General features: G+C 74.4%; 21 protein-coding genes. 17 read left to right on the top strand and 4 right to left on the bottom strand.

From position 1 onward, the window contains the following. Position 1: 1 nt before the first annotated feature. Positions 2-1,222 carry an NADase-type glycan-binding domain-containing protein gene (locus ACZ6EM_RS03040; RefSeq protein ID WP_465771483.1) on the top strand — a complete coding sequence of 407 codons (1,221 nt, stop codon included), beginning with the start codon at positions 2-4 and terminating at the stop codon, positions 1,220-1,222. A gap of 76 nt (positions 1,223-1,298) precedes the next feature. Beyond that, complete coding sequence (locus tag ACZ6EM_RS03035) at positions 1,299-3,353, top strand: transglycosylase domain-containing protein (protein WP_465771481.1); 2,055 nt, start codon at positions 1,299-1,301, stop codon at positions 3,351-3,353. Between the two features lie 84 nt (positions 3,354-3,437). Here ACZ6EM_RS03035 and ACZ6EM_RS03030 read toward each other — a convergent pair whose 3' ends face one another. Further along, the gene (locus ACZ6EM_RS03030; RefSeq protein WP_452177548.1) at positions 3,438-3,929 is read right to left on the bottom strand and encodes a signal peptide protein; all 492 of its coding nucleotides are present in this window, start codon (positions 3,927-3,929) and stop codon (positions 3,438-3,440) included. A 420-nt stretch (positions 3,930-4,349) separates the two neighbouring features. On the opposite strand from ACZ6EM_RS03030, the gene ACZ6EM_RS03025 reads away from it, so the two are divergent. Then, positions 4,350-5,471, top strand: coding sequence for a PP2C family protein-serine/threonine phosphatase (locus ACZ6EM_RS03025; protein WP_465771480.1), 1,122 nt, complete (start codon positions 4,350-4,352; stop codon positions 5,469-5,471). Here the strand turns inward: ACZ6EM_RS03025 and ACZ6EM_RS03020 are convergent. Together ACZ6EM_RS03020 and ACZ6EM_RS03015 are read right to left on the bottom strand one after the other, a co-directional pair. Beyond that, positions 5,452-6,177, bottom strand: coding sequence for an MgtC/SapB family protein (locus ACZ6EM_RS03020; RefSeq protein ID WP_465771479.1), 726 nt, complete (start codon positions 6,175-6,177; stop codon positions 5,452-5,454). The genes ACZ6EM_RS03025 and ACZ6EM_RS03020 overlap by 20 nt on opposite strands. A gap of 338 nt (positions 6,178-6,515) precedes the next feature. Then, entirely contained in the window at positions 6,516-7,406 is an 891-nt protein-coding gene (locus tag ACZ6EM_RS03015; RefSeq protein ID WP_465771477.1) for an MBL fold metallo-hydrolase, read from the bottom strand. Between the two features lie 148 nt (positions 7,407-7,554). Here ACZ6EM_RS03015 and ACZ6EM_RS03010 point away from each other — a divergent pair, with 148 nt between their 5' ends. The 5 genes from ACZ6EM_RS03010 (at position 7,555) to ACZ6EM_RS02990 (ending at position 10,558) form a co-directional block, all read left to right on the top strand. Continuing rightward, entirely contained in the window at positions 7,555-7,782 is a 228-nt protein-coding gene (locus tag ACZ6EM_RS03010; protein ID WP_401054976.1) for a hypothetical protein, read from the top strand. Beyond that, positions 7,769-9,220, top strand: coding sequence for an amidase (locus tag ACZ6EM_RS03005; protein WP_465771476.1), 1,452 nt, complete (start codon positions 7,769-7,771; stop codon positions 9,218-9,220). The genes ACZ6EM_RS03010 and ACZ6EM_RS03005 overlap by 14 nt, the downstream gene beginning before the upstream one ends. Before the next feature lie 28 nt (positions 9,221-9,248). Beyond that, positions 9,249-9,824 carry a TetR/AcrR family transcriptional regulator gene (locus ACZ6EM_RS03000; protein ID WP_465771475.1) on the top strand — a complete coding sequence of 192 codons (576 nt, stop codon included), beginning with the start codon at positions 9,249-9,251 and terminating at the stop codon, positions 9,822-9,824. A 126-nt stretch (positions 9,825-9,950) separates the two neighbouring features. Then, on the top strand, positions 9,951-10,358 hold the full coding sequence (locus ACZ6EM_RS02995) for a hypothetical protein (protein ID WP_465771474.1): 408 nt from the start codon (positions 9,951-9,953) through the stop codon (positions 10,356-10,358). Beyond that, positions 10,325-10,558 carry a DUF8189 domain-containing protein gene (locus tag ACZ6EM_RS02990; protein WP_465771473.1) on the top strand — a complete coding sequence of 78 codons (234 nt, stop codon included), beginning with the start codon at positions 10,325-10,327 and terminating at the stop codon, positions 10,556-10,558. Before ACZ6EM_RS02995 ends, ACZ6EM_RS02990 begins: the two co-directional genes overlap by 34 nt. A gap of 76 nt (positions 10,559-10,634) precedes the next feature. Here ACZ6EM_RS02990 and ACZ6EM_RS02985 read toward each other — a convergent pair whose 3' ends face one another. After that, complete coding sequence (locus ACZ6EM_RS02985) at positions 10,635-11,066, bottom strand: GNAT family N-acetyltransferase (RefSeq protein WP_465771472.1); 432 nt, start codon at positions 11,064-11,066, stop codon at positions 10,635-10,637. Positions 11,067-11,212: 146 nt separating this feature from the next. On the opposite strand from ACZ6EM_RS02985, the gene ACZ6EM_RS02980 reads away from it, so the two are divergent. The 9 genes from ACZ6EM_RS02980 (at position 11,213) to ACZ6EM_RS02940 (ending at position 19,736) form a co-directional block, all read left to right on the top strand. Continuing rightward, positions 11,213-12,901 carry an enoyl-CoA hydratase-related protein gene (locus tag ACZ6EM_RS02980; protein ID WP_465771471.1) on the top strand — a complete coding sequence of 563 codons (1,689 nt, stop codon included), beginning with the start codon at positions 11,213-11,215 and terminating at the stop codon, positions 12,899-12,901. Between the two features lie 132 nt (positions 12,902-13,033). Next, positions 13,034-14,107: an NADH-quinone oxidoreductase subunit B family protein gene (locus tag ACZ6EM_RS02975; protein WP_359908258.1), complete on the top strand. Its 1,074-nt coding sequence runs from the start codon at positions 13,034-13,036 to the stop codon at positions 14,105-14,107. Between the two features lie 115 nt (positions 14,108-14,222). Continuing rightward, entirely contained in the window at positions 14,223-16,010 is a 1,788-nt protein-coding gene (locus tag ACZ6EM_RS02970; RefSeq protein WP_359908256.1) for a nickel-dependent hydrogenase large subunit, read from the top strand. Further along, a complete protein-coding gene (locus ACZ6EM_RS02965; RefSeq protein ID WP_380542589.1) occupies positions 16,007-16,474 on the top strand; it encodes a thioredoxin in 468 nt (155 codons plus the stop codon). Before ACZ6EM_RS02970 ends, ACZ6EM_RS02965 begins: the two co-directional genes overlap by 4 nt. Further along, positions 16,471-17,118 (top strand): DUF5947 family protein, encoded by a 648-nt coding sequence (locus tag ACZ6EM_RS02960; RefSeq protein WP_401049149.1) that lies wholly within the window; start codon positions 16,471-16,473, stop codon positions 17,116-17,118. Before ACZ6EM_RS02965 ends, ACZ6EM_RS02960 begins: the two co-directional genes overlap by 4 nt. Further along, positions 17,115-17,759 (top strand): DUF6084 family protein, encoded by a 645-nt coding sequence (locus ACZ6EM_RS02955; RefSeq protein WP_401049151.1) that lies wholly within the window; start codon positions 17,115-17,117, stop codon positions 17,757-17,759. Before ACZ6EM_RS02960 ends, ACZ6EM_RS02955 begins: the two co-directional genes overlap by 4 nt. Further along, positions 17,756-19,129 (top strand): hypothetical protein, encoded by a 1,374-nt coding sequence (locus ACZ6EM_RS02950; protein ID WP_465771470.1) that lies wholly within the window; start codon positions 17,756-17,758, stop codon positions 19,127-19,129. Before ACZ6EM_RS02955 ends, ACZ6EM_RS02950 begins: the two co-directional genes overlap by 4 nt. Further along, positions 19,126-19,638, top strand: coding sequence for a hydrogenase maturation protease (locus ACZ6EM_RS02945; protein WP_401054944.1), 513 nt, complete (start codon positions 19,126-19,128; stop codon positions 19,636-19,638). The genes ACZ6EM_RS02950 and ACZ6EM_RS02945 overlap by 4 nt, the downstream gene beginning before the upstream one ends. Beyond that, positions 19,632-19,736 carry a DUF6893 family small protein gene (locus ACZ6EM_RS02940; protein ID WP_380630694.1) on the top strand — a complete coding sequence of 35 codons (105 nt, stop codon included), beginning with the start codon at positions 19,632-19,634 and terminating at the stop codon, positions 19,734-19,736. The genes ACZ6EM_RS02945 and ACZ6EM_RS02940 overlap by 7 nt, the downstream gene beginning before the upstream one ends. Positions 19,737-19,760: the final 24 nt, after the last annotated feature.

Here is a 19,760-nt window from a genome sequence, read left to right as displayed (position 1 = left end):
GATGCCGGTGTGCCCCGAATGCGGAACGGCCAACGGGGAGGGGGACGACTTCTGCGGCAACTGCGGCGCCTACCTCGGCTGGTCGCGCGGCGCCGCCGCCCCGGCGACGGCGGCGCCGACGGCAGCGCCCGTCGCGGTGCCCGCCCCCGCGCGGGCCGAGCCCGAGCCCGCGCCGGTACCCGTCCCGGAGCCCGCGCCCGCGCCCGTCGAATCCACCCGCCGGAGCGCCTCGCGCCGGACCGCGCGCACCGGGGCGGAGCCCAAGCCGGAACCCGAAGCAGAGGCCAAGGAGGAGCCCAGGGCGGAGCAGCCACCCGCCCGGCCCGCCGAACCCCCCGTGACCGAGCCCCCGGCGACCGAACCCCCGCGCCCGAGCACCGCCCCCGTACGGCCGGCTCCCGCGCAGACCCCCGCCCCCGCGCCCGTCCCGACGGCGCCGGCCGACCCGGTGGCCGTCCAGCCGGCCAAGCCCGTCGCACCGCGCCCCGTCAGCCGGCCCACCGAGACCGCCGAGGCCCAGGACGGCCCGCCGTGCCCCCGGTGCGGCACGCCGAACCTGCCCGAGCGGAAGTTCTGCCGCCGCTGCGCCGCGCCGCTGACGCCCACCGAGGCCGCGCCGAAGCTGCCCTGGTGGCGCACCCGCTGGCCGTTCCGGCGCCGGGTCCGGATCGGAGGCTCGGGCAACGCGCTGCGCCGCACCATCGCGCTGCTCGTGCTGATCGCCGTGGTGGTCGCCGGGATCCTGCTCTACCCGGCGGGCAAGGTCGCCTTCCAGGATGTGCTGGACAAGCTCCGCAAGACCGCGCCGATCACCCCCGCCGCCACCTCGGCGAGCGCCGCCGTCGAGGGCCATCCGGCCACCTTGGCCGACGACGGCCTGAGCAACACCTACTGGGGCGCACCCGCGATCGGGGACTCCGTCACCTTCTCCTTCCGCACCCCGTTCCGGCTGGTGGACCTGATCATCCACACCGGGGATTCCGTGGACCCGCAGCACTTCCAGCAGCAGGCGCGCCCCGTCGTCCTCGCCCTGGAGGTCACCGAGAAGGACGGCACGGTGCACACCCAGCAGGTTCCGCTCAACGACCAGCCCGGCCCGCAGACGGTGCAGACCGGGATCAGCGACGTCACCCAGGTGAAGCTCACCGTCCGGGAGGCCGCCGGCACCGGCCCCGACCGCGCCATCGCACTCTCGGAGGTGGAGTTCTTCAAACGCACCTGAGCCCCGGTCCGCCCGGCCCGCTGTGACGTCGCGGTTCCAAGGAGTTCCTCATCTGCGCCGCGTACGGTCACCCGTCATGGCACAACGGCGGGTGGTGGCGGGCATGGGGAAGCTGGGGCACGGGACGCGGCTGGTGGCGGTGAGCGTGATCGCCGGGGTGGTGGCGGCGGGGACGGTGCTCCCCGCGGTGGCGGCGGTCGGGCTGGGCGCGCAGTCGGCGGCGGACGACTTCGAGAGCCTGCCCGACGACTTCAGGACCCCGCCGCTGTCCCAGGCCTCGACCGTCCTCGACGCCCGGGGCGGCACCATCGCCACCGTGTACGACCGGGACCGTACGGTCGTCCCGGCGGAGCGGATCTCCCCGCTGGTGAAGACCGCGCTGGTGGACATCGAGGACAACCGCTTCTACGAGCACGGCGCGATCGACCTCAAGGGCGTGCTGCGCGCCCTGGACAAGAACGCCTCCTCGGGCACCACCGCCCAGGGGGCGTCCACGCTGACCCAGCAGTACGTGAAGAACGTCTTCGTGGAGGAGGCGGGCGACGACCCGCAGAAGGTCGCCGAGGCGCAGCGGCAGACCGTGGGCCGCAAGATCCAGGAGCTGAAGTACGCGATCAAGGTCGAGGAGACCCTGAGCAAGGACCAGATCCTCACCAACTACCTGAACATCACCTTCTTCGGCGAGAAGGCGTACGGCGTCGAGGCGGCCGCCCGGCGCTACTTCGGCGTGCACGCCGCGGACCTCACCCTGCCGCAGGCCGCGCTGCTGGCCGGCCTGGTGCAGTCGCCGACGGGCTACGACCCGGTGGTCAACCCGACGGCGGCGAAGGAGCGGCGGGACACCGTGCTGCGCAAGATGGCCGCGTACGGGCACATCACCCAGGAGGAGGCCCGGCAGGCGATCGACTCCCCGCTCGGGCTGAACGTCCAGGCGCCGCAGCAGGGGTGCATCCTGGCCAAGCAGGGCGAGGGGTTCTTCTGCGACTACGTGCGCGACGTGGTCCTCACGGACCCGGTCTTCGGGAAGTCGGCGGCCGAGCGGCAGGCGGTGTGGAAGCGCGGCGGCCTGCAGATCCGCACCACGCTCGACCCCGGGGCGCAGGCGGCGCTGCAGGCCTCGGTCACCGGCCACGTCGACGCGGGCGACCAGGCGGCGACCGCGATGAGCATCGTCCGGCCGGGCACCGGGGAGATCCTGGCGATGGGCCAGAGCCGGCCGTACGGCGTGGACGACAAGCAGCACCGGACCCAGATCAACTACAACGTCCCCAAGGCCATGGGCGGCGGGCTGGGGTTCCCGACCGGTTCGACCTTCAAGCCGATCGTCGCGGCGGCGGCCCTGGAGGGCGGCATCCCGGCGGACCAGAGCTACACCACCGACTACAGCATGCCGTGGCCGGCCATGACGGACTGTTCGGGCGGCCGGTTCCCCTCCGCCGGGCAGGTGCACAACGACAGCCAGAGCCTCACCGGCCGGTTCGACATGAAGTCGGCCATGGCACAGTCCGTCAACACCTACTTCGCGAAGTTGGAGGCCGACACCGGCCTGTGCTCGGTCGCGCGGATGACCGACAGGCTGGGCATCACCCAGCAGGCGGGCGGCGAGAAGCTCCAGGTGGTCCCGTCGATGACGCTCGGCAGCAACGACCTGACGCCGCTGGGGATGGCGGCCGTCTACGCGGCCTTCGCCGCCCACGGCACGTACTGCGCGCCCACCGCGATCACCTCGGTGACCGGCCCCGACGGCAAGCAGCTCGCGGTGCCGCAGGCGAACTGCTCGGCGGCGATGTCGGCCGGCACCGCGGACATGGTCAGCGCGATGCTCAAGGGCGTGGTGGAGGACGGCACCGGCCGGACGGCCGGCCTCACCGGCCGGGACAGCGCGGGCAAGACCGGCACCACCAACGACAGCCGCCAGGTCTGGTTCGTCGGCTACACCCCGGAGATGGCGGGCGCGACGGTGGTCAGCGACACCGACAACCCCAAGCCGCTGGACGGTCAGCGGATCGGCGGCACGGTGGTCGGCCAGGCCTTCGGCGGCACCCTGGCCGGCCCGATCTGGCGCGACGCCATGGACGGCGCCCTGGCCGGCACCCCGGCCGGAACCTTCACCCCGGTGCAGCTGCCCTGACCCGGCGGCCCGGCGGCCCGGTGACCCGGCGGCCGTGGCCCCGGGCCGCCGGTGCCCAGTGCGCGGCGGCCCGTTGCCCGTGCGTCAGCCGTAGAGGGCCACCCGGGGCTCGACCGTCCCCTGGGCCGGGGCCGTCCCGACGACGGTGACCCGGTAGCGCTCGGTCAGGGTGTGGTGGCTGTGCAGGACGAGCTTGGCCGAGGCGAGCCGGGTGTACAGGGTGCCGGTCTGGCTGGCGAGCGGCAGGGTGCGCCAGTGGCCGTCGGAGGAGAGCGCTTCGAGCCGGATGCTCGCCGGATCGAGGAAGGGCCCGTTCGCGGGGGACTCGATGAGGACCTGCGGGGCCACCGTGCGGTCGGCCGAGGAGTCGTTGCGGTAGGAGACGGTGATCACCCGCTGCGCGTGGTCGGGCGACAGCGAGGAGGTGGGCAGCTCGACGAAGCCGGTCGGCGGGGCGCCGGCCGCGGTCGGGGTGCCGGTCGCCGCCTGGGACGGGGCGGTGAGCAGGGCGGTCGGCACGGCGGCGAGGGCCGCGGCCAGCGCCAGGCTCCGACGGGGGATCTTCCGGGTGCGCATGGCGCCTCCTTCGGCCGGTGGCCAGGGCACGCGGGTGCGCCGACCGGTCCGGGCAGGTCCGTACGGCACCACCCTGCCCCTTCACCCGGAAAGCCGCACGCCGAAGCCGCACGCCGAAGCCGCACGCCGAAGCCGCACCCGGCAGCCGCGACCGGTGACCCGCCCGCCGCGACCCGCCCGCCGTGAGCCGGTGCCGGGCCCGACCGGACGGCCGGGAGCGGTGCCGGGACTGGGCCGAACGTGCGACCGCCGCAGCCGCGGGGCCGGGGCACCGCCCGTGCCGGGACGGGGCCCCTTACCTTGGGCGCAACCTCCCGCCCGGCGCCCGCGCGCCGCGCGGAGTGCCCGAAGGTCGGGGGGAGGTCCCGAGAAGGGGAGGGCGGCTTGCGGGCACGTTCGGTGGAGGAGCCGGGGCAGCGGATGCCGTTCCTGATCCGGTACGGCCACCGCTCCTGGCTGGTGCCCCTGGCGGTCTTCGCGTTCGTGGTGGGCGTGGACGCGGCCACGCCCGCGACGTTCGCGTCCGTGAGCTGGCTGGTGATGGTCCCCGTGGTGGCGGCCGGGCTCTGCGGGCCGGCGGCCACCGGGCTGTTCGCCCTCCTCGCGATCGCCGCCTACCCCGCCCTGGACAGCATCTGGGGCAAGTCCCAGGGGATCGAGGACTTCCTGCTGGTGATCGCGGGGGCCGTCTTCTCGGTGCCGATCAGCGTCTTCCGCGCCCGGGCCGCCGCCTACGTCCGCCATCTGCAGGGCGCGGCCGAGACCACCCGGCAGGTGGTGCTGCGCCCGGTGCCCCCGGGGTGGGGCGGCGTGGACTCGGCGGCGCGCTACCTGGCCGCGGACGTCGAGGCCCGGGTGGGCGGCGACTTCTACGACGTGCTGGCCACGCCGTTCGGGGCGCGGGTCATCCTCGGTGATGTCCAGGGCAAGGGCCTGCCGGCCGTCTCCGCGGCGGCGGCCCTGGTGGGCTGCTTCCGGGAGGCCGCCTTCCACGAGCGCGACCTGGCCACCGTGGCGGGCTGGATGGAGGAGCGGCTGTACCGGCAGAACGCGCTGGCGGAGCGGCTGGGGGAGCGGGAGGAGCGGTTCGCCACGGCGGTGGTCCTCTGGTTCCCCTCCGACGCGCCGGGGGAGGTGGAGGTGGTGAACTTCGGCCATGACAGCCCCCACGTCCTCGGCCCCGCGGGCGTGCGGCAGCTGCCGCCGGGCGACGGGGCCCCGATCGGTCTGGCCCAGCTGGCCGGCGGGCTGCCGCGGGTGCGGCGGCTGCGCCTGGGCCCGGGCGAGACGGTCCTGATCGTCTCGGACGGGGTGACCGAGGCCCGCGACCGTACGGGCGCCTTCTTCTCGCTGCGCGCCCACCTGGACCGGCTGGCCGACGCCCCGGGGGTGGTCGACCCCGGGCGCCTGGTCGACGAGGTGGCCGCCGCGGTGGTCCGGCACACCGGGGGCCGGCTGACGGACGACACCGCCCTGCTCGCCGTCCGAACGCCCCCGGTGGAGCCGGCGGACGGAGCCGGCCTCAGTCCTCGGCGTGGCTGATCGCGCAGGCCAGGACGCCGGGGATCCGAGCCAGTTCGGCGGTGAGGACGGACGGGTTCCCCCGGCCGTGCAGACTGATGGACACCTCCGTGACCCGCTCGTCGGCACCGCCGCCGTCCTCGCCCGGTGGCGCGGCCCGGTCGACGGTCGCCAGCTCGGCGACGGAGTACCCCTCGGCCGTGATCCGGGCGAGCAGCAGGCGGAGCAGGCCCTGCCCCTGGGTGTAGGTGACGTGGCAGCTCACCGGGCGGGCGCCGAGCCGCGGCAGACGGTGGGTGAGGGGTCGCAGCACGTAGCCGACGAAGAAGTAGGCCGCGGTGGCCGCGGTGGCGAGCAGCGGCAGGCCGGCGGCGGCCGCCGTGCCGATCGCGGCGGTCAGCCAGACGGTGGCGGCCGTGGTCAGCCCCCGGATCGAGCCGCGCTGGACGAAGATCACGCCGGCGCCGATGAAGCCCAGTCCGGAGACGATCTGGGCGGCCATCCGGGAAGGGTCCAGTGAGACCACTCCGGCCTGGACCACGTCGCTGAAGCCGTACTTGCTCACCAGGGTGAAGAGTGCCGCTCCGAGGCCGACGACCGTGTACGTGCGCAGTCCGGCGGCCTTCTGTCTGATCTCCCGTTCCAGGCCGATCGCGCTGGCCAGGATCAGGGCGACGGCGAGGTCGGCGAGGTGCGACCACCCTTGTCCGAAAGGATCGTTGACCATTTCCAGCGTCCTCAACTCCTCCTGCCGTCGCATCGTCCCGCCCGCACCCGGGAGGGCGGGCACCGACCCCGTTCGGCGAAGCGGGTGCCTTTGAGCGTACGGCTCATCAGACGATCGGACCGGCGCTCGCACGGGCCGACTTGAGGGGCGGGAGGTGGAGCGGGAGCGAACCGACGGCGCGCCGGCCCGGCGGTTCCGCCCGGTGGGGACCCGGCGCGCTCCGTCGGCGCCGAGGGGCCGCGCCGGCCCCGACCCGCTGCGGGCGGGACCGGGCGCAGGCCCCCGGGGCCGCTCGCCGGTGGCGTCGGGCCGCACCTCGGCCGTCGCGCTCCGTCGGCTCAGGCCGGGGCGACGGGCCGCAGCCGGTAGGCGTCCCCGTGGGCGACGACGTGGCCGGCGGTGGGCGGGGCGAAGTGGGTGCCGAGCAGCAGGGTGTCGGTGCCGGCGAGGGAGTCGAGCAGCGCGCGGCGGGTGGCCTCGGAGCGCTGCGGGTCGATGTCGACGCAGGCGCCGATGGCGGGGTGGGCGAGCTGGACCGGGTGGTGGAGGCAGTCCCCGGTGATCACCGCCGTGCGGCCCCGGCTGGTCAGTTCGACGGCGACGTGCCCCGGGGTGTGGCCGGGGGTGGGGAGCAGGCGCAGGCCCGGGGCGATCGCCAGGCCCCCGGCGGGGACGTCGACGAGGTCCAGCCGGCCGGCCCGCTCGACCGGGAGCACCGAGTCGTGGAACATCACGGCGCGCGCCTCGTCCATGGCGTACCCGGCCCAGAACTCCCGTTCGGCGCGGGTGGTGAGGTAGCGCGCGCGGGGGAAGGTGGGCACCCAGGCGCCGTCCACCTTCCGGGTGTTCCAGCCGACGTGGTCGGCGTGCAGGTGGGTGAGGACCACCAGGTCGACGGAGTCCGGCGGGAATCCGGCGGCGGCGAGGCGCCGCGGGTAGTCGGTGCGCAGGTCGTGCCAGGCCGGGTTGGCGCGCTGCTTGCCGTTGCCGATGCCGGTGTCGACGAGTACCCGCAGCCCGTCCAGGTCGAAGGCGAAGCTGTGGCTGTCCAGGCGCAGCGTGCCGTCGGCGTCGGCGAAGTCGGGGTGCAGCCAGTCCTGGCCGGCCACCGTCCCGGGGGTGGCGCCGGGCAGCAGCCACCGTCCGGTCGCGGGCGGCAGCGGGATTTCGTCGATGCGGTGGACGGTGACGTCGCCGACCGTCCAGGAGGGGGTAGGGGTACTGGGCACGGGGCCGGCTCCTCCACTGTAAAAGCCATTCGTTTGCGTTAGTGGGACCCTAGAACCTACAGTCGTGTTAACGCAAACCCTTAGCTTTTGGTGCGGGGTGCCTCGCCTGCGCGAACCCGCCCCGCCGCCCACGATCAGGAGCGCGCCCATGTCCTCCGCCGAACTCGCCCCGTCCGAGGCCGCCCACCGGGCCGCCCGGGCCGGACTCGACCTGCCGCCCGAGCGCCACGCCGCGGTGGCGGCCACCGCCCAACACATCCAGTCCGTCGTCGCCGTCCTGCGGGAACTGGACTTCGGGGACACCCCGCCCGGCGCCGCCTACCGCGCGGAAGCGGAGCACCTCGACGCGGGGGAGCGGCCCGATGCAGCCGTATGAACTGAGCCTCGCCGCCGCCGCGACACGGATCCGGGAGCGGCGGCTGTCCCCCGTGGAACTGGTCGACTCCGTCCTCGGCCGCATCGACCGGGTGGAGCCGCACCTCGGCGCCTACGCCACCGTCGCCGCCGAACAGGCCCGCGACGCGGCGCGCCGGGCCGAGCAGGAGATCGCCCAGGGCCGGTACCGGGGGCCGCTGCACGGCATCCCGGTCGGACTCAAGGACCTGATCGACGTCGCCGGCACGCCCACCGGTGCCGGCTCCCGGGTCCGGGACGGCCACCGCGCGACCGCCGACAGCGCGGTCGCCGCCCGGCTGCGGGCCGCCGGCGCGGTCCTGGCCGGCAAGACCCACACCCACGAGTTCGCCTACGGCCTGACCACCCCGCAGACATGCAACGCCTGGGACCGCGACCGGGTCGCCGGAGGATCCAGCGGTGGGTCCGCCGCCGCGGTGGCCGCAGGGGCGGCGACCTTCGCCCTCGGCACCGACACCGGCGGCTCGATCCGGGTGCCCGCCGCGCTGAACGGGGTGGTCGGCCTCAAGCCCACCTACGGACTGGTGCCCCGCCACGGCGTCACCTCGCTGTCCTGGTCGCTCGACCACGTGGGCCCGATCACCCGCACCGTCGAGGACGCGGCCCTGGTCCTGGCCGCCCTCGCCGGGCACGACCCGCGCGACCCCGCCTCGCTGGCCGCCCCCGCCGTCGACTACCGGCCCGAGCGGGAGCCGGACCTGACCGGCGTGCGGGTCGGCGTGCCGAACGCCTACTACGTCGACCACGTCCACGAGGAGGTCGCCGCCGCCGTCCACCGTGCCGTCGAGCAGCTGGAGGCGCTCGGCGCCCGGCCCGTCGAGGTGGAGATCCCGATGGCCCGCTACCTGGTGCCCACCCTGTGGGGCCTGACCGCGCCCGAGGCCGCCGCCTACCACGCGCGCACGCTGCGCACCGTCCCCGAGCTGTACCAGGCCGACGTCCGGGTCCTGCTGGAGGCCGGCGAACTGATCGGCGCGGGCGACTACCTGCGCGCCCAGCGCGCCCGGACGCTGATCCGGGACGCGTGGGCGCGGGTCCTGGCGGAGGTCGACGTGATCGCCGCCCCGACCGTGCCGACCACGGCGGTGCGGGTCGGCCAGGAGGTGGTCGGCTGGCCGGACGGCACCACCGAGAGCGTCTCGGACGCCTACGTCCGGCTCTCCGCCCCGGCCAACGTCACCGGCGTGCCCGCGCTGTCCGTCCCGGCCGGCCACGACGCGGCGGGCCTGCCGATCGGCCTGCAGCTGCTCGGGCGGCCGCTCGGCGAACGGACGCTGCTGCGGGTCGGCCACGCCTTCGAGCGGACGCAGCCCGCGCGGGCGCTCGCGCCGGTGGTCCGAGCCGGCCGCGGGCGTGCCGGGCCCGCGCCCGGGGTCCCGGCCCGCCCGGGCCCGCCGTGACGCAAAGGCGCCGCTTTAGGATGACGGTATGAGTCCTCGGCAGATGGTCCGCCCGGGCGGGCGCAGCGCCCGGGTCCAGGAGGCGGTGCACACCGCGGTGCGCGAGCTGCTCGCGGAGGTGGGCCGCGAGGCGCTCACCGTGCCGATGGTCGCCCAGCGGGCCGGTGTCACCCCGTCCACGGTGTACCGCCGCTGGGGCGACCTGGCCGAGCTGCTGTCCGACGTCGCGGTGGAGCGGCTGCGCCCCGACACCGAGCCGGCGGACCGCGGCGGCCTGCGCGCCGACCTCACCGCCTGGGCCGAGCAGTTCCTCGACGAGATGGCCTCCGCCTCCGGCCGCGCCTACGTCCGCGACGCCCTCCTCGGTGACCCGGACGGCGGCAACGCCGGCCAGTGCTCGGCCTACGCCGCCGACCAGCTCGCCCTGGTCCTCGCCCGCGCCCGTGCGCGCGGCGAGGAGGCCCCCGGGGTCGAGGCCGCCATGGACCGCCTCGTCGCCCCCCTGATGTACCGGATCCTCTTCCGCCCCGCCGGCCTCGGCCCCGACTACGCCCGCCGCCTGGTCGCCGACCTGCTCGGCGACCCGTCCCCCGAGTCGGCCTGACGGTCCGTCAATCGCCTTTCCTCTGGGGCGAATACGCGGAATGCGGCTGATGGCACCGTCCGTCCGATCATGGGTTGGCCTCCTCGTGGCGTGATCACATGCCGATCTCGAAGTGGGGGGAATCGCATGGCAATCGGACGACGGCGACTACTCACCTCCGTCGCGCTCACCGCCCTCGCCGCACCTGTCCTGGCCAGGGGGAGCGCGACCCGCGCGGTCGCGGCCGAGGGCACGGGCACGGCCGCGGGCATGCCGGTGGCCGGCGGCGACGGGCCGCTGTTCCTGCAGGTCGTCGCGCACGAGGACGACGACATCCTGTTCATGAACCCGGACCTGTCCAACGCGCTCGCCAACGGCACGCCGTCCGTCACGGTGTTCGTCACCGCGGGGAACATCACCAGACCCGGCCCGGCGGCGGTTCGTGGAGCCGGACACCGGCCCCCCTCGGTGGACACGGGGGAGTGGGCGAGCCGGCCGCGGCCACCCTCGGCGGACGGGTCGTGCTGTTCGAGCGCAACGGCGGCGGCGGGGTGAGCACCATCGCGCAGACCGCCCCGAACTCCGGCTACGACACCTGGCAGGACCTCGGCGGCACCGTCCTCGACTTCCCGACCGCGATCGTCGACGGCGGCGGGGTGCTCCACGTGTTCGCCGTCGGTACGGACGGCCGCGTCCGTTTCCGCACCGGCACGACGGCCACCGCCTTCGGCGACTGGCAGGTCCTGCCGCTGTGACCCCCCGCCCGGCGGCCGACCGGGGACACGCCCCGTCGGCCGCCGGGCTCGGGCCGTCGAACCGGCCGAGGGGCCGTCAGCGGCCGCCCATCAGCCGGTACATGCCGATCGAGTCGTGGGTGGCGGTGTCCGCGAAGCCGAACTTCTCGTAGAGGAAGCGCGCGGGTCCGTCCGCGATCAGCGAGACGTACGCGGTGGCGGGGGCCCGGCGCTCCAGTTCCTCGGTGAGCGCCGCCATGATGCGCTTGCCGAGGCCGCGGCCCTGGTGCGCGGGGTGGACGCAGATGTCGGTGATCTGGAACGCGGTGCCGCCGTCGCCGATGATCCGCCCCATGCCGACGGGCTCGCCCTCGTGGTGGAGGACCACGCCGTACCAGGTGTTGGGGAGGGCGAGCGCGACCGCCTCGGGGGCCTTGTCGGAGAGGCCGGCGTCGGTGCGCAGGCGGCGGAAGACCTCGACGGTGGGCACGCCGGGACGAAGCTCGTAAGGGTCGCTCGCTGGATTCATAGCTTACATGCTACCCGCTCGGCGCCGTCGCCCGGCTCCGGCCGCTCGGGTGAACGCGCGGCGCGACATGCCGGACGCGGCGGGGGGCCGCGAGGGCGGAAGCGATGATCACCGGGTTCCCGGAGCACCCCCCGTCGGAGGCGGACATGCGGATTCTTCTCCTCGCCAGCGCGTTCAACAGCCTCAGCCAGCGGCTGCACGCCGAACTGCGCGACCGGCGCCACACCGTGGACCTCCAACTGGCCGGTGACGACGAGGGGTTGCTCGACGCGGTGCGCCGGCTCAAGCCCGACCTGGTGCTCGCCCCGATGCTGCGCACCGCGATCCCGCGGGAGCTTTGGTCGCAGCTCACCTGCCTGATCGTCCACCCCGGCCCGCCGGGCGACCGCGGCCCCTCCTCCCTCGACCGGGCGATCCAGGACGGCCGCACCGAATGGGCCGTCACCGTGCTCCAGGCCGAGGCGGAGATGGACGCCGGGCCGGTCTGGGCCTCGGCGCCCTGCCGGCTGCCGGAGTACGGCAAGAGCGACCTCTACCGCAACGAGGTCGCCGACGCGGCGGTGGCGGCCGCGCTGCTCGCCGTGGAGCGCGTCGCCTCGGGCACGTACGCGCCGCAGCCGCAGTCCGGCCCCGGCTGGAGCGGTGCCGTGCGCACCCGGCCCGTCCTGCGCCAGGAGGAGCGCCGGATCGACTGGGCGGCCGACAGCACCGAGGCGGTGCTGCGCAGGCTCCGCGCCGCGGACTCCCGGCCCGGGGTGCTCGACGAGCTGTGCGGCGGCACCTGGTACCTGCACGGCGGGCACCGCGAACCGGTGTTGCGCGGCTGCCCGGGCGACCTGCTCGCCACCCGGGCCGGGGCCCTGTGCCGGGCCACCACGGACGGTGCCGTGTGGATCCCCGAACTGCGCCGCCGCACCCCCGGCGGCCCCGCGGGCGTCAAGCTCCCCGCCGTGACGGCGCTCGGCGGCCTGCTCCCCGCCCTGCCGGAGCTGGCGGCGCCCCTGATGCCGGGCGAGCAGGACGGCCCCGTCTGGTCGGACCTCCGCTACCAGGAGGACGGCCCGGTGGGCTTCCTGCGCTTCTCCTTCCCGGGCGGCGCGATGTCCACCGGCCACTGCCGCCGCCTGCTGGCGGCCTACCGCTTCGCCGTCGCCCGCCCGACCTCGGTGCTGGTGCTCGGCGGCGGCCGGGACTTCTTCTCCAACGGCATCCACCTCAACGTGATCGAGGCCGCGGCGGACCCGGCCGTCGAGTCCTGGGACAACATCACCGCGATGGACGAACTGGTCGACGCGGTGCTCACCACCACCGACCGGCTGGTGGTCGCCGCCGTCGGGGGCAACGCGGCGGCCGGCGGGGTGATGCTGGCGCTGGCGGCGGACGAGGTGTGGTGCCGCGGCGGCTCCGTCCTCAACCCGCACTACCGGCTGATGGGGCTGTACGGGTCCGAGTACTGGACGTACAGCCTCCCGCGCCGCCTCGGCGCGGCGGCGGCCGAGCGGCTGACCCGCCAGGCGCTGCCCGTCTCCGCGGCCACCGCCGAGCGGATCGGCCTGGTCGACCGGGTGCTCGCCTGCGGGCCGGAGGAGTTCGGGCCGTCCACGGCCCACCTGGCCGGGCTGCTCGCCGCCTCGCCCACCGCCCACCAGCGGATCGCGGCGAAGAAGGCCGCGCGCGAGGCCGACGAGCGGACGAAACCGCTCGACGCCTACCGGGAGGAGGAGCTCGCGGTCATGCACCGGCAGTTCTTCACACCCGAATCGCCGTATCACGCGCTGCGTTCCGCGTTCGTCCACAAGCGCCCGGTGCCGACGGGGCCCGCCGCGCGACCGTGACCCGAACGGCCCCGCCCGGCTTGCCTCCCCGGGGCCCGGCGCGGGCCGCGCGGACCGGCGCCCGGCCCGGACCGTTGCTATGACTGGCTTCGAGCCATTCCCTCAGGCTCCCATCCCCGAGGAGGCATCCTCATGGGTGCTGCAACAGCTGCAACGACTGCAACAGCTGCAACCACCGACACCGACGTGGTGCACATTCTCTGGATCAACGCGGGCCTCAGCTGCGACGGCGACTCCGTCTCGCTGACCGCCGCGATGCAGCCCAGCATCGAGGAGATCGTCACCGGCGCACTGCCCGGCCTGCCCAAGGTCGCGGTGCACTGGCCGCTGATCGACTTCGAGTGCGGCCCGGTCCAGGGCGCGGACAACTTCGTCGAGTGGTTCTTCAAGGCCGACCGCGGCGAGATCGAGCCGTTCGTGCTGGTCGTCGAGGGGTCCATCCCCAACGAGAAGATCAAGAAGGAGGGCTACTGGTGCGGCTTCGGCGACGACCCCGCCACCGGTCAGCCCATCACCACCAGCGAGTGGCTGGACCGGCTCGCCCCGAAGGCGACCGCCGTGGTGGCGATCGGCACCTGCGCCACGTACGGCGGCATCCACGCGATGGCCGGCAACCCGACCGGCGCCATGGGCGTGCCGGACTACCTCGGCTGGGACTGGAAGTCCAAGGCCGGGCTGCCCATCGTCTGCGTGCCGGGCTGCCCGATCCAGCCCGACAACTTCGCCGAGACGCTCACCTACCTGCTGTACCAGCTGGCCGGCTCCGCGCCGATGATCCCGCTGGACGACAAGCTGCGGCCCGCCTGGCTGTTCGGAGCCACCGTGCACGAGGGCTGCGACCGCGGCGGCTACTACGAGCAGGGGCAGTTCGCCACCGACTACGGCACGCCCGAGTGCCTGGTGCGGCTCGGCTGCTGGGGCCCGGTCGTGAAGTGCAACGTCGCCAAGCGCGGCTGGACCAACGGCATCGGCGGCTGCCCGAACGTGGGCGGCATCTGCATTGCCTGCACCATGCCGGGCTTCCCGGACAAGTTCATGCCCTTCATGGACCCGCCGCCCGGTTCACGGGTCTCCACCAACGCCAGCAGCGCGTACGGCGCGCTGATCCGGCGGCTGCGCGCGATCACGCTGAACACGCTGGACAAGGAACCGAAGTGGCGTCACTCCGGCCGCCACCTGACCACGGGCTACCGCCCGCCCTGGTGACCGTCGCAGGGCCGCACACCGCCCGGTGTGCGGCCGCCGACGGCCCACGCCCGCTCGACGACCCCCCGCCCGCTCGCCGGGGCCCGCTCCCAGAGACAAGGACACGACAGCAACGATGGCAACACCGACCACCAGGGCGGCCGGCGACGGCAGCGGCCTGACCGAGATGTCCTGGGACCCGATCACCCGCATCGTGGGCAGCCTGGGCATCCACACGAAGATCGACTTCAAGCAGAAGCGGGTCGCGGAGTGCTACAGCACCTCCTCGGTCTTCCGCGGCTACAGCGTCTTCATGCGCGGCAAGGACCCGCGCGACGCCCACTTCATCACCAGCCGGATCTGCGGGATCTGCGGCGACAACCACGCCACCTGTTCGGTCTACACGCAGAACATGGCGTACGGGGTGAAGCCCCCGCACCTGGGCGAGTGGATCATCAACCTCGGTGAGGCCGCCGAGTACATGTTCGACCACAACATCTTCCAGGAGAACCTGGTCGGGGTCGACTACTGCGAGAAGATGGTCCGCGAGACCAACCCCGGCGTCCTGGAGCAGGCCGAGCGCACCGAGGCCCCGCACGCCGGCGACCACGGCTACAGGACGATCGCCGACATCATGCGCTCGCTCAACCCCATCGAGGGCGAGTTCTACCGCGAGGCGCTCCAGGTCAGCCGCTACACCCGGGAGATGTTCTGCCTGATGGAGGGCCGCCACGTGCACCCCTCCACGCTCTACCCGGGCGGCGTCGGCACCGTCGCCACGGTGCAGCTGTTCACCGACTACCTGACCCGGCTGATGCGCTACGTCGAGTTCATGAAGAAGGTCGTGCCGCTGCACGACGACCTCTTCGACTTCTTCTACCAGGCCCTGCCCGGCTACGAGGAGGTCGGCCGGCGCCGGGTCCTGCTCGGCTGCTGGGGCAGCCTCAACGACCCGGACCACTGCGACTTCACCTACCGCAACATGACGGACTGGGGCCGACGGATGTTCGTCACCCCCGGCGTCGTGGTGGACGGCAAGCTCGTCACCAACGACCTGACGCAGATCAACCTGGGTATCCGCATCCTGCTCGGCAGCTCCTACTACGAGGACTGGCAGGGCAAGGACCTGTTCGTCACCCACGACCCGCTGGGCAACCCCGTCGACCCCCGCCACCCGTGGAACCAGCACACCATCCCCGCCCCGCAGAAGCGGAACTTCGACGACAAGTACAGCTGGGTGATGTCCCCGCGCTGGTTCGACGGCAAGGACCACCTCGCCCTCGACACCGGCGGCGGCCCGATCGCCCGCCTGTGGTCCACCGCCCTGTCCGGACTGGTCGACATCGGCTACATCAAGGCCACCGGCCACAGCGTGCAGATCAACCTGCCCCGCTCGATGACCAAGCCCGAGGTCACCTTCGAGTGGAAGATCCCGCAGTGGAGCAACGCCATCGAGCGCAACCGCGCCCGCACGTACTTCCAGGCGTACGCGGCCGCCGCCGCCCTGCACTTCGCCGAGAAGGCGCTCGACGAGGTCCGCGCCGGGCGCAGCCAGACCTGGGAGCGCTTCGAGGTGCCGGACGAGTCGATCGGCTGCGGCTTCACCGAGGCCGTGCGCGGCGTGCTCTCGCACCACATGGTGATCCGCGACGGCAAGATCGCCAACTACCACCCGTACCCGCCCACCCCGTGGAACGCCAGCGTCCGGGACAGCTACGGCACGCCCGGCCCGTACGAGGACGCGGTGCAGAACACCCCGATCTTCGAGGAGAACCCCCCGGACACCTTCAAGGGCATCGACATCATGCGCGCGGTGCGCAGCTTCGACCCCTGTCTGCCCTGCGGCGTGCACATGTACGTCGGCGGCGGGCGCACCGTGCAGACCATGCACGTGCCCACCGGCCTGAGCGGGCTCACCGCATGACGGCCGAGCGGACCGGGCAGCGGATCCACGAGGCCCTGGACGCCCTGGCCGGCAGCGGCGCCGAGCAGGCGGGCGAGCAACTGGTCCGGGAACTCATGGAGTTCTACGGCCAGGGCCTGGCCAGGATGGTCCCGGCGCTGCCCCCACCCGCACTGGACCGGATGCTGGACGACCCGGCCGTCGCCGGGGTGCTGCTCCTGCACGACCTGCACCCCGAGGACCTCCCCGCCCGGATCGACCGGGCACTGGCCGCCCTGTCCGAGCGGGTCGAGGTGGCCGGCTTCGACCCGGCCACCGGCGTCCTGCGGCTGCGCCGCACGGCCACCGGCTGCGGCTGCGGCGAACAGGAGGTGGAGGCCGTCCTCGCCTGCCACGCGCCCGAGGTGACCGCCGTGGAACTGGAGCGCGCCCCGCAACTGCTCCAGATCGGCACCCGCCCGCCGCAGCCGGCGGAGGCCCGATGAACACCCGCCGGATCTCCCGCGACGGGACCGCCCTGCTGCACCGGCTGCGCGAACCGGCCCCGCCGCGCCCCGAGCAGTGCGCGTTCTGCGGCCGGGACCTGCCCGCCGGCCACCGCCACCTGGTGGACGTCGAGGAGCGCGCCCTGGCCTGCGCCTGCACCGCCTGCAGCCTGCTGTTCCAGCAGCCGGGCGCGGCCGGCGGCCGCTACCGCACCGTGCCGGACCGCTACCTCGCCGATCCGGCCCGCGAGTTGGACCAGCAGGCCTGGTCGGTGCTGGGCATCCCGGTCGGCACCGCCTTCCTGTTCCGCAACACGGTGATGGACCAGCTGCTCGCCTTCTACCCCGGCCCGGCCGGCGCCACCGAGAGTGAGCTGGACGAGGCGACCTGGCAGCGCGCCCTCGGGGGCAGCCGGCTGGCCGACGCCCTGGAACCGGACGTGGAGGCGCTGCTGCTGCGCCGCACCGAGGAACGCGTGACGTGCTTCCTGGTGCCGATCGACGTCTGCTACGAGCTGGTCGGCCGGCTGCGGCGGTGCTGGCACGGCTTCGACGGCGGCGCCGAGGCACGGGCCGAACTCGACGCGTTCTTCGCGCGGCTGGCCGACCGGGCCCGCCCGCTGCGGGCGGAGGTGACGGCGTGACGGCCCTCGCCTTCGCCTGCACCGGCGTGCGGTCCGACCCGTACGCGGCCGGGCCGACCCTGGTGTTCCGGCTGCGCATCACGGCCCCGGCCGACACCCGGGTGCACGCCCTCGCCCTCCAGTGCCAGCTGCGGATCGAACCGGGCCGCCGGCCGTACGGCGACGCCGAGGGCGAGCGGCTGACCGACCTGTTCGGCGAGCGGCAGCGCTGGGCCACCACGCTCAACCCGGTCCAGTTCGCCACCGTGCCGCTGCTGGTGCCCGGCTTCACCGGCGGCACGGAGATCGACCTCTCGGTGCCCTGCACCTACGACCAGGAGGTCGCCTCGGCCCGCTACTTCCGGGCGCTGGACGGCGGCGAGGTGCCGTTGCTGCTGCTCTTCTCCGGCACCGCCTTCTCCGGCCCCGGCGGCTTCCAGGTCAGCCCGGTGCCCTGGGACCGGGAGGCCCGGGTACGGATGCCGGTGCGGGTCTGGCAGGAGGCGATCGACCGGCACTTCCCCGGCAGCGGCTGGCTGCGGCTGCCGGAGGACGTCATGGACGAGCTGCTGGCCTACCGCTCCCGGCGGGCCCTGCCCTCCTGGGAGGCGACGGTGCGCGAGCTGCTCGCGGCGGCCGCGATCGGGGGGACGGTCCGGTGAGCGGCTTCCCGGAGCGGATCGAGCGCGGCTTCACGGCCGCCCGGCAGGTCGCCGACGCGGTGCTGCTGGAGGGCTACGTGCTCTACCCGTACCGCGCCTCGGCGGCCAAGAACCGGCTGCGCTGGCAGTTCGGCGTCCTGGTGCCGCCCGAGTACACCGCGGTCGGCGGCGAGCACTCCCACCAGCGCACCGAGTGCCTGATGGAGGCGCGCGGCGGGGACCTGCTGGCGGTCGAGCTGCGTTTCCTGCGGGTCCAGCGGCGCACCGTCGAACGGGCCACCGCCGCCGGCTTCGAGTCGGTGGAGCGCCTGGAGCTGGCCGACCGGGACCTCGTCGAGTGGGACGAGGGCGCCGAGGAAAGGGTCGAACTCCTGGTCCCGGTCGAGGAGGTGGACGGCGAGGGGGTGCAGCGGCCGTTCCGGCTGCCGGGCGTCGGCGAAACCGGTCTGGTGCACGAGGACGGCGCCGTCGTCGGCCGGGTGGTGCGACGGCGCGAACAGGTCGACGGCCTGGTCTGGCTGCGGGCCGAGGAACTGCCCGGCCCGTACCGGGCGCAGCGGCTGACCGTGGAGGTGGAGAACACCTCCCCCTGGAGACCGCCGCGGGGGGCCACCCGCGACCAGGCCCTGCCGCACTCGCTGGTCTCCGCCCACCTGCTGCTCGGGCTGGAGCACGGACGCTTCCTGTCCGTCACCGACCCGCCCGAGTGGGCCCGCCCGGCCGTCGAGCGGTGCCGCAACGAGCGCACCTGGCCGGTGCTGGCCGGGCCGGACGGCGACCGCTCGGTGATGCTGTCCTCGCCGATCATCCTGGAGGACCACCCGCGGATCGCCCCGGAGAGCCTCGGCACGCTGTACGACGCCACCGAGATCGACGAGATCCTGGCGCTGCGGACGGCCGCCCTGACCGAGGAGGAGAAGCGGGAGGCCCGCGGCACCGACGAGCGGGCCGGCGCGGTGATCGACCTGGCCGAGTCCATGCCCCCCGAGGTGCTGGAGCGGCTGCACGGGGCCATCCGCGGGCTGCGCGAGGTCACCGGCGGCGGCGCCGTCGACGGCGGCGAACAGCCCTGGTGGGACCCGGGCGACGACCCGGCGGTCGACCCCGAGCGGGACCGGGTGCTGGTCGACGGCCACGAGGTCGGCGCCGGCAGCCGGGTCCTGCTGCGGCCCGGCCGGCGGCGCACCGACGCCCAGGACCTCTTCCTGGACGGGCGGACCGGCGTCGTGGAGGCCGTGCTGCACGACCTGGACGGATCGGTGCACCTGGCCGTCACCGTGGAGGACGACCCGGGCGCCGACCTGTGGCGGGCCCAGGGGCGGTTCCGCTACTTCCAGCCCGACGAGGTCACACCGCTGGAGGGATCGTGACGACGGGCTCGACGGTGCTGGTCGCCGGGGTGGGCAACATCTTCCTCGGCGACGACGGCTTCGGGGTCGAGACCGTCCGGCGGCTGTCCGCCCACCCGCTGCCGGCCGGCGTCGAGCTGGCCGACGTCGGCGTGCGCGGCGTGGACCTCGCCTACCGGCTGCTCGACGGCTACCGCACCGCCGTCCTGGTGGACGCCACCTGCCGGGGCGGGGCGCCCGGCACCGTCTACCTGATCGAGGCGGACACCGGAGAGCCGCTGGAGGTGCCGGTCCTGGACGGGCACCGGATGGGGCCGGACGCCGTACTGGCGCTGCTGGCCACGCTCGCCGCCGGCACCGGCGGCGAGCCGCCGGAACGGGTGCTGGTGGTCGGCTGCGAGCCGGCGTCGCTGGAGGAGGGCATCGGGCTGAGCGAGCCCGTCGCCGCCGCCGTGGAGGAGGCGGTCCGAGTGGTCCTGCGGGTCGTGGACGAGGCCGCGCAGCCGGAGAAGGAGACAACACCATGCTGAGGAAACTGTTCTGCGTCGCCCTGCTGGCGGCAATCGGCGCACTGGTCTGGCAGAGCCTGCCGGACATCAAGCGGTACCTGCACATCTCCCGGATGTGAGCCGTGTGAGCCGTGTGAGCCGAT

This window comes from Kitasatospora sp. NPDC041917 (assembly GCF_055589745.1).
The sequence above is the reverse complement of the archived record's forward strand: the minus strand, read 5'-3'. Positions and strand labels throughout refer to the sequence as shown.

Bases quoted from the DNA above. Each gene is read 5' to 3' on its own strand.
- ACZ6EM_RS03040 (WP_465771483.1), top strand. From the start codon at position 2: ATGCCGGTGTGCCCCGAATGCGGAACGGCCAACGGGGAGGGGGACGAC.
- ACZ6EM_RS03035 (WP_465771481.1), top strand. From the start codon at position 1,299: ATGGCACAACGGCGGGTGGTGGCGGGCATGGGGAAGCTGGGGCACGGG.
- ACZ6EM_RS03030 (WP_452177548.1), bottom strand. From the start codon at position 3,929: ATGCGCACCCGGAAGATCCCCCGTCGGAGCCTGGCGCTGGCCGCGGCC.
- ACZ6EM_RS03025 (WP_465771480.1), top strand. From the start codon at position 4,350: ATGCCGTTCCTGATCCGGTACGGCCACCGCTCCTGGCTGGTGCCCCTG.
- ACZ6EM_RS03020 (WP_465771479.1), bottom strand. From the start codon at position 6,177: ATGGTCAACGATCCTTTCGGACAAGGGTGGTCGCACCTCGCCGACCTC.
- ACZ6EM_RS03010 (WP_401054976.1), top strand. From the start codon at position 7,555: ATGTCCTCCGCCGAACTCGCCCCGTCCGAGGCCGCCCACCGGGCCGCC.
- ACZ6EM_RS03005 (WP_465771476.1), top strand. From the start codon at position 7,769: ATGCAGCCGTATGAACTGAGCCTCGCCGCCGCCGCGACACGGATCCGG.
- ACZ6EM_RS03000 (WP_465771475.1), top strand. From the start codon at position 9,249: ATGAGTCCTCGGCAGATGGTCCGCCCGGGCGGGCGCAGCGCCCGGGTC.
- ACZ6EM_RS02995 (WP_465771474.1), top strand. From the start codon at position 9,951: ATGGCAATCGGACGACGGCGACTACTCACCTCCGTCGCGCTCACCGCC.
- ACZ6EM_RS02985 (WP_465771472.1), bottom strand. From the start codon at position 11,066: ATGAATCCAGCGAGCGACCCTTACGAGCTTCGTCCCGGCGTGCCCACC.
- ACZ6EM_RS02980 (WP_465771471.1), top strand. From the start codon at position 11,213: ATGCGGATTCTTCTCCTCGCCAGCGCGTTCAACAGCCTCAGCCAGCGG.
- ACZ6EM_RS02975 (WP_359908258.1), top strand. From the start codon at position 13,034: ATGGGTGCTGCAACAGCTGCAACGACTGCAACAGCTGCAACCACCGAC.
- ACZ6EM_RS02970 (WP_359908256.1), top strand. From the start codon at position 14,223: ATGGCAACACCGACCACCAGGGCGGCCGGCGACGGCAGCGGCCTGACC.
- ACZ6EM_RS02965 (WP_380542589.1), top strand. From the start codon at position 16,007: ATGACGGCCGAGCGGACCGGGCAGCGGATCCACGAGGCCCTGGACGCC.
- ACZ6EM_RS02960 (WP_401049149.1), top strand. From the start codon at position 16,471: ATGAACACCCGCCGGATCTCCCGCGACGGGACCGCCCTGCTGCACCGG.
- ACZ6EM_RS02940 (WP_380630694.1), top strand. From the start codon at position 19,632: ATGCTGAGGAAACTGTTCTGCGTCGCCCTGCTGGCGGCAATCGGCGCA.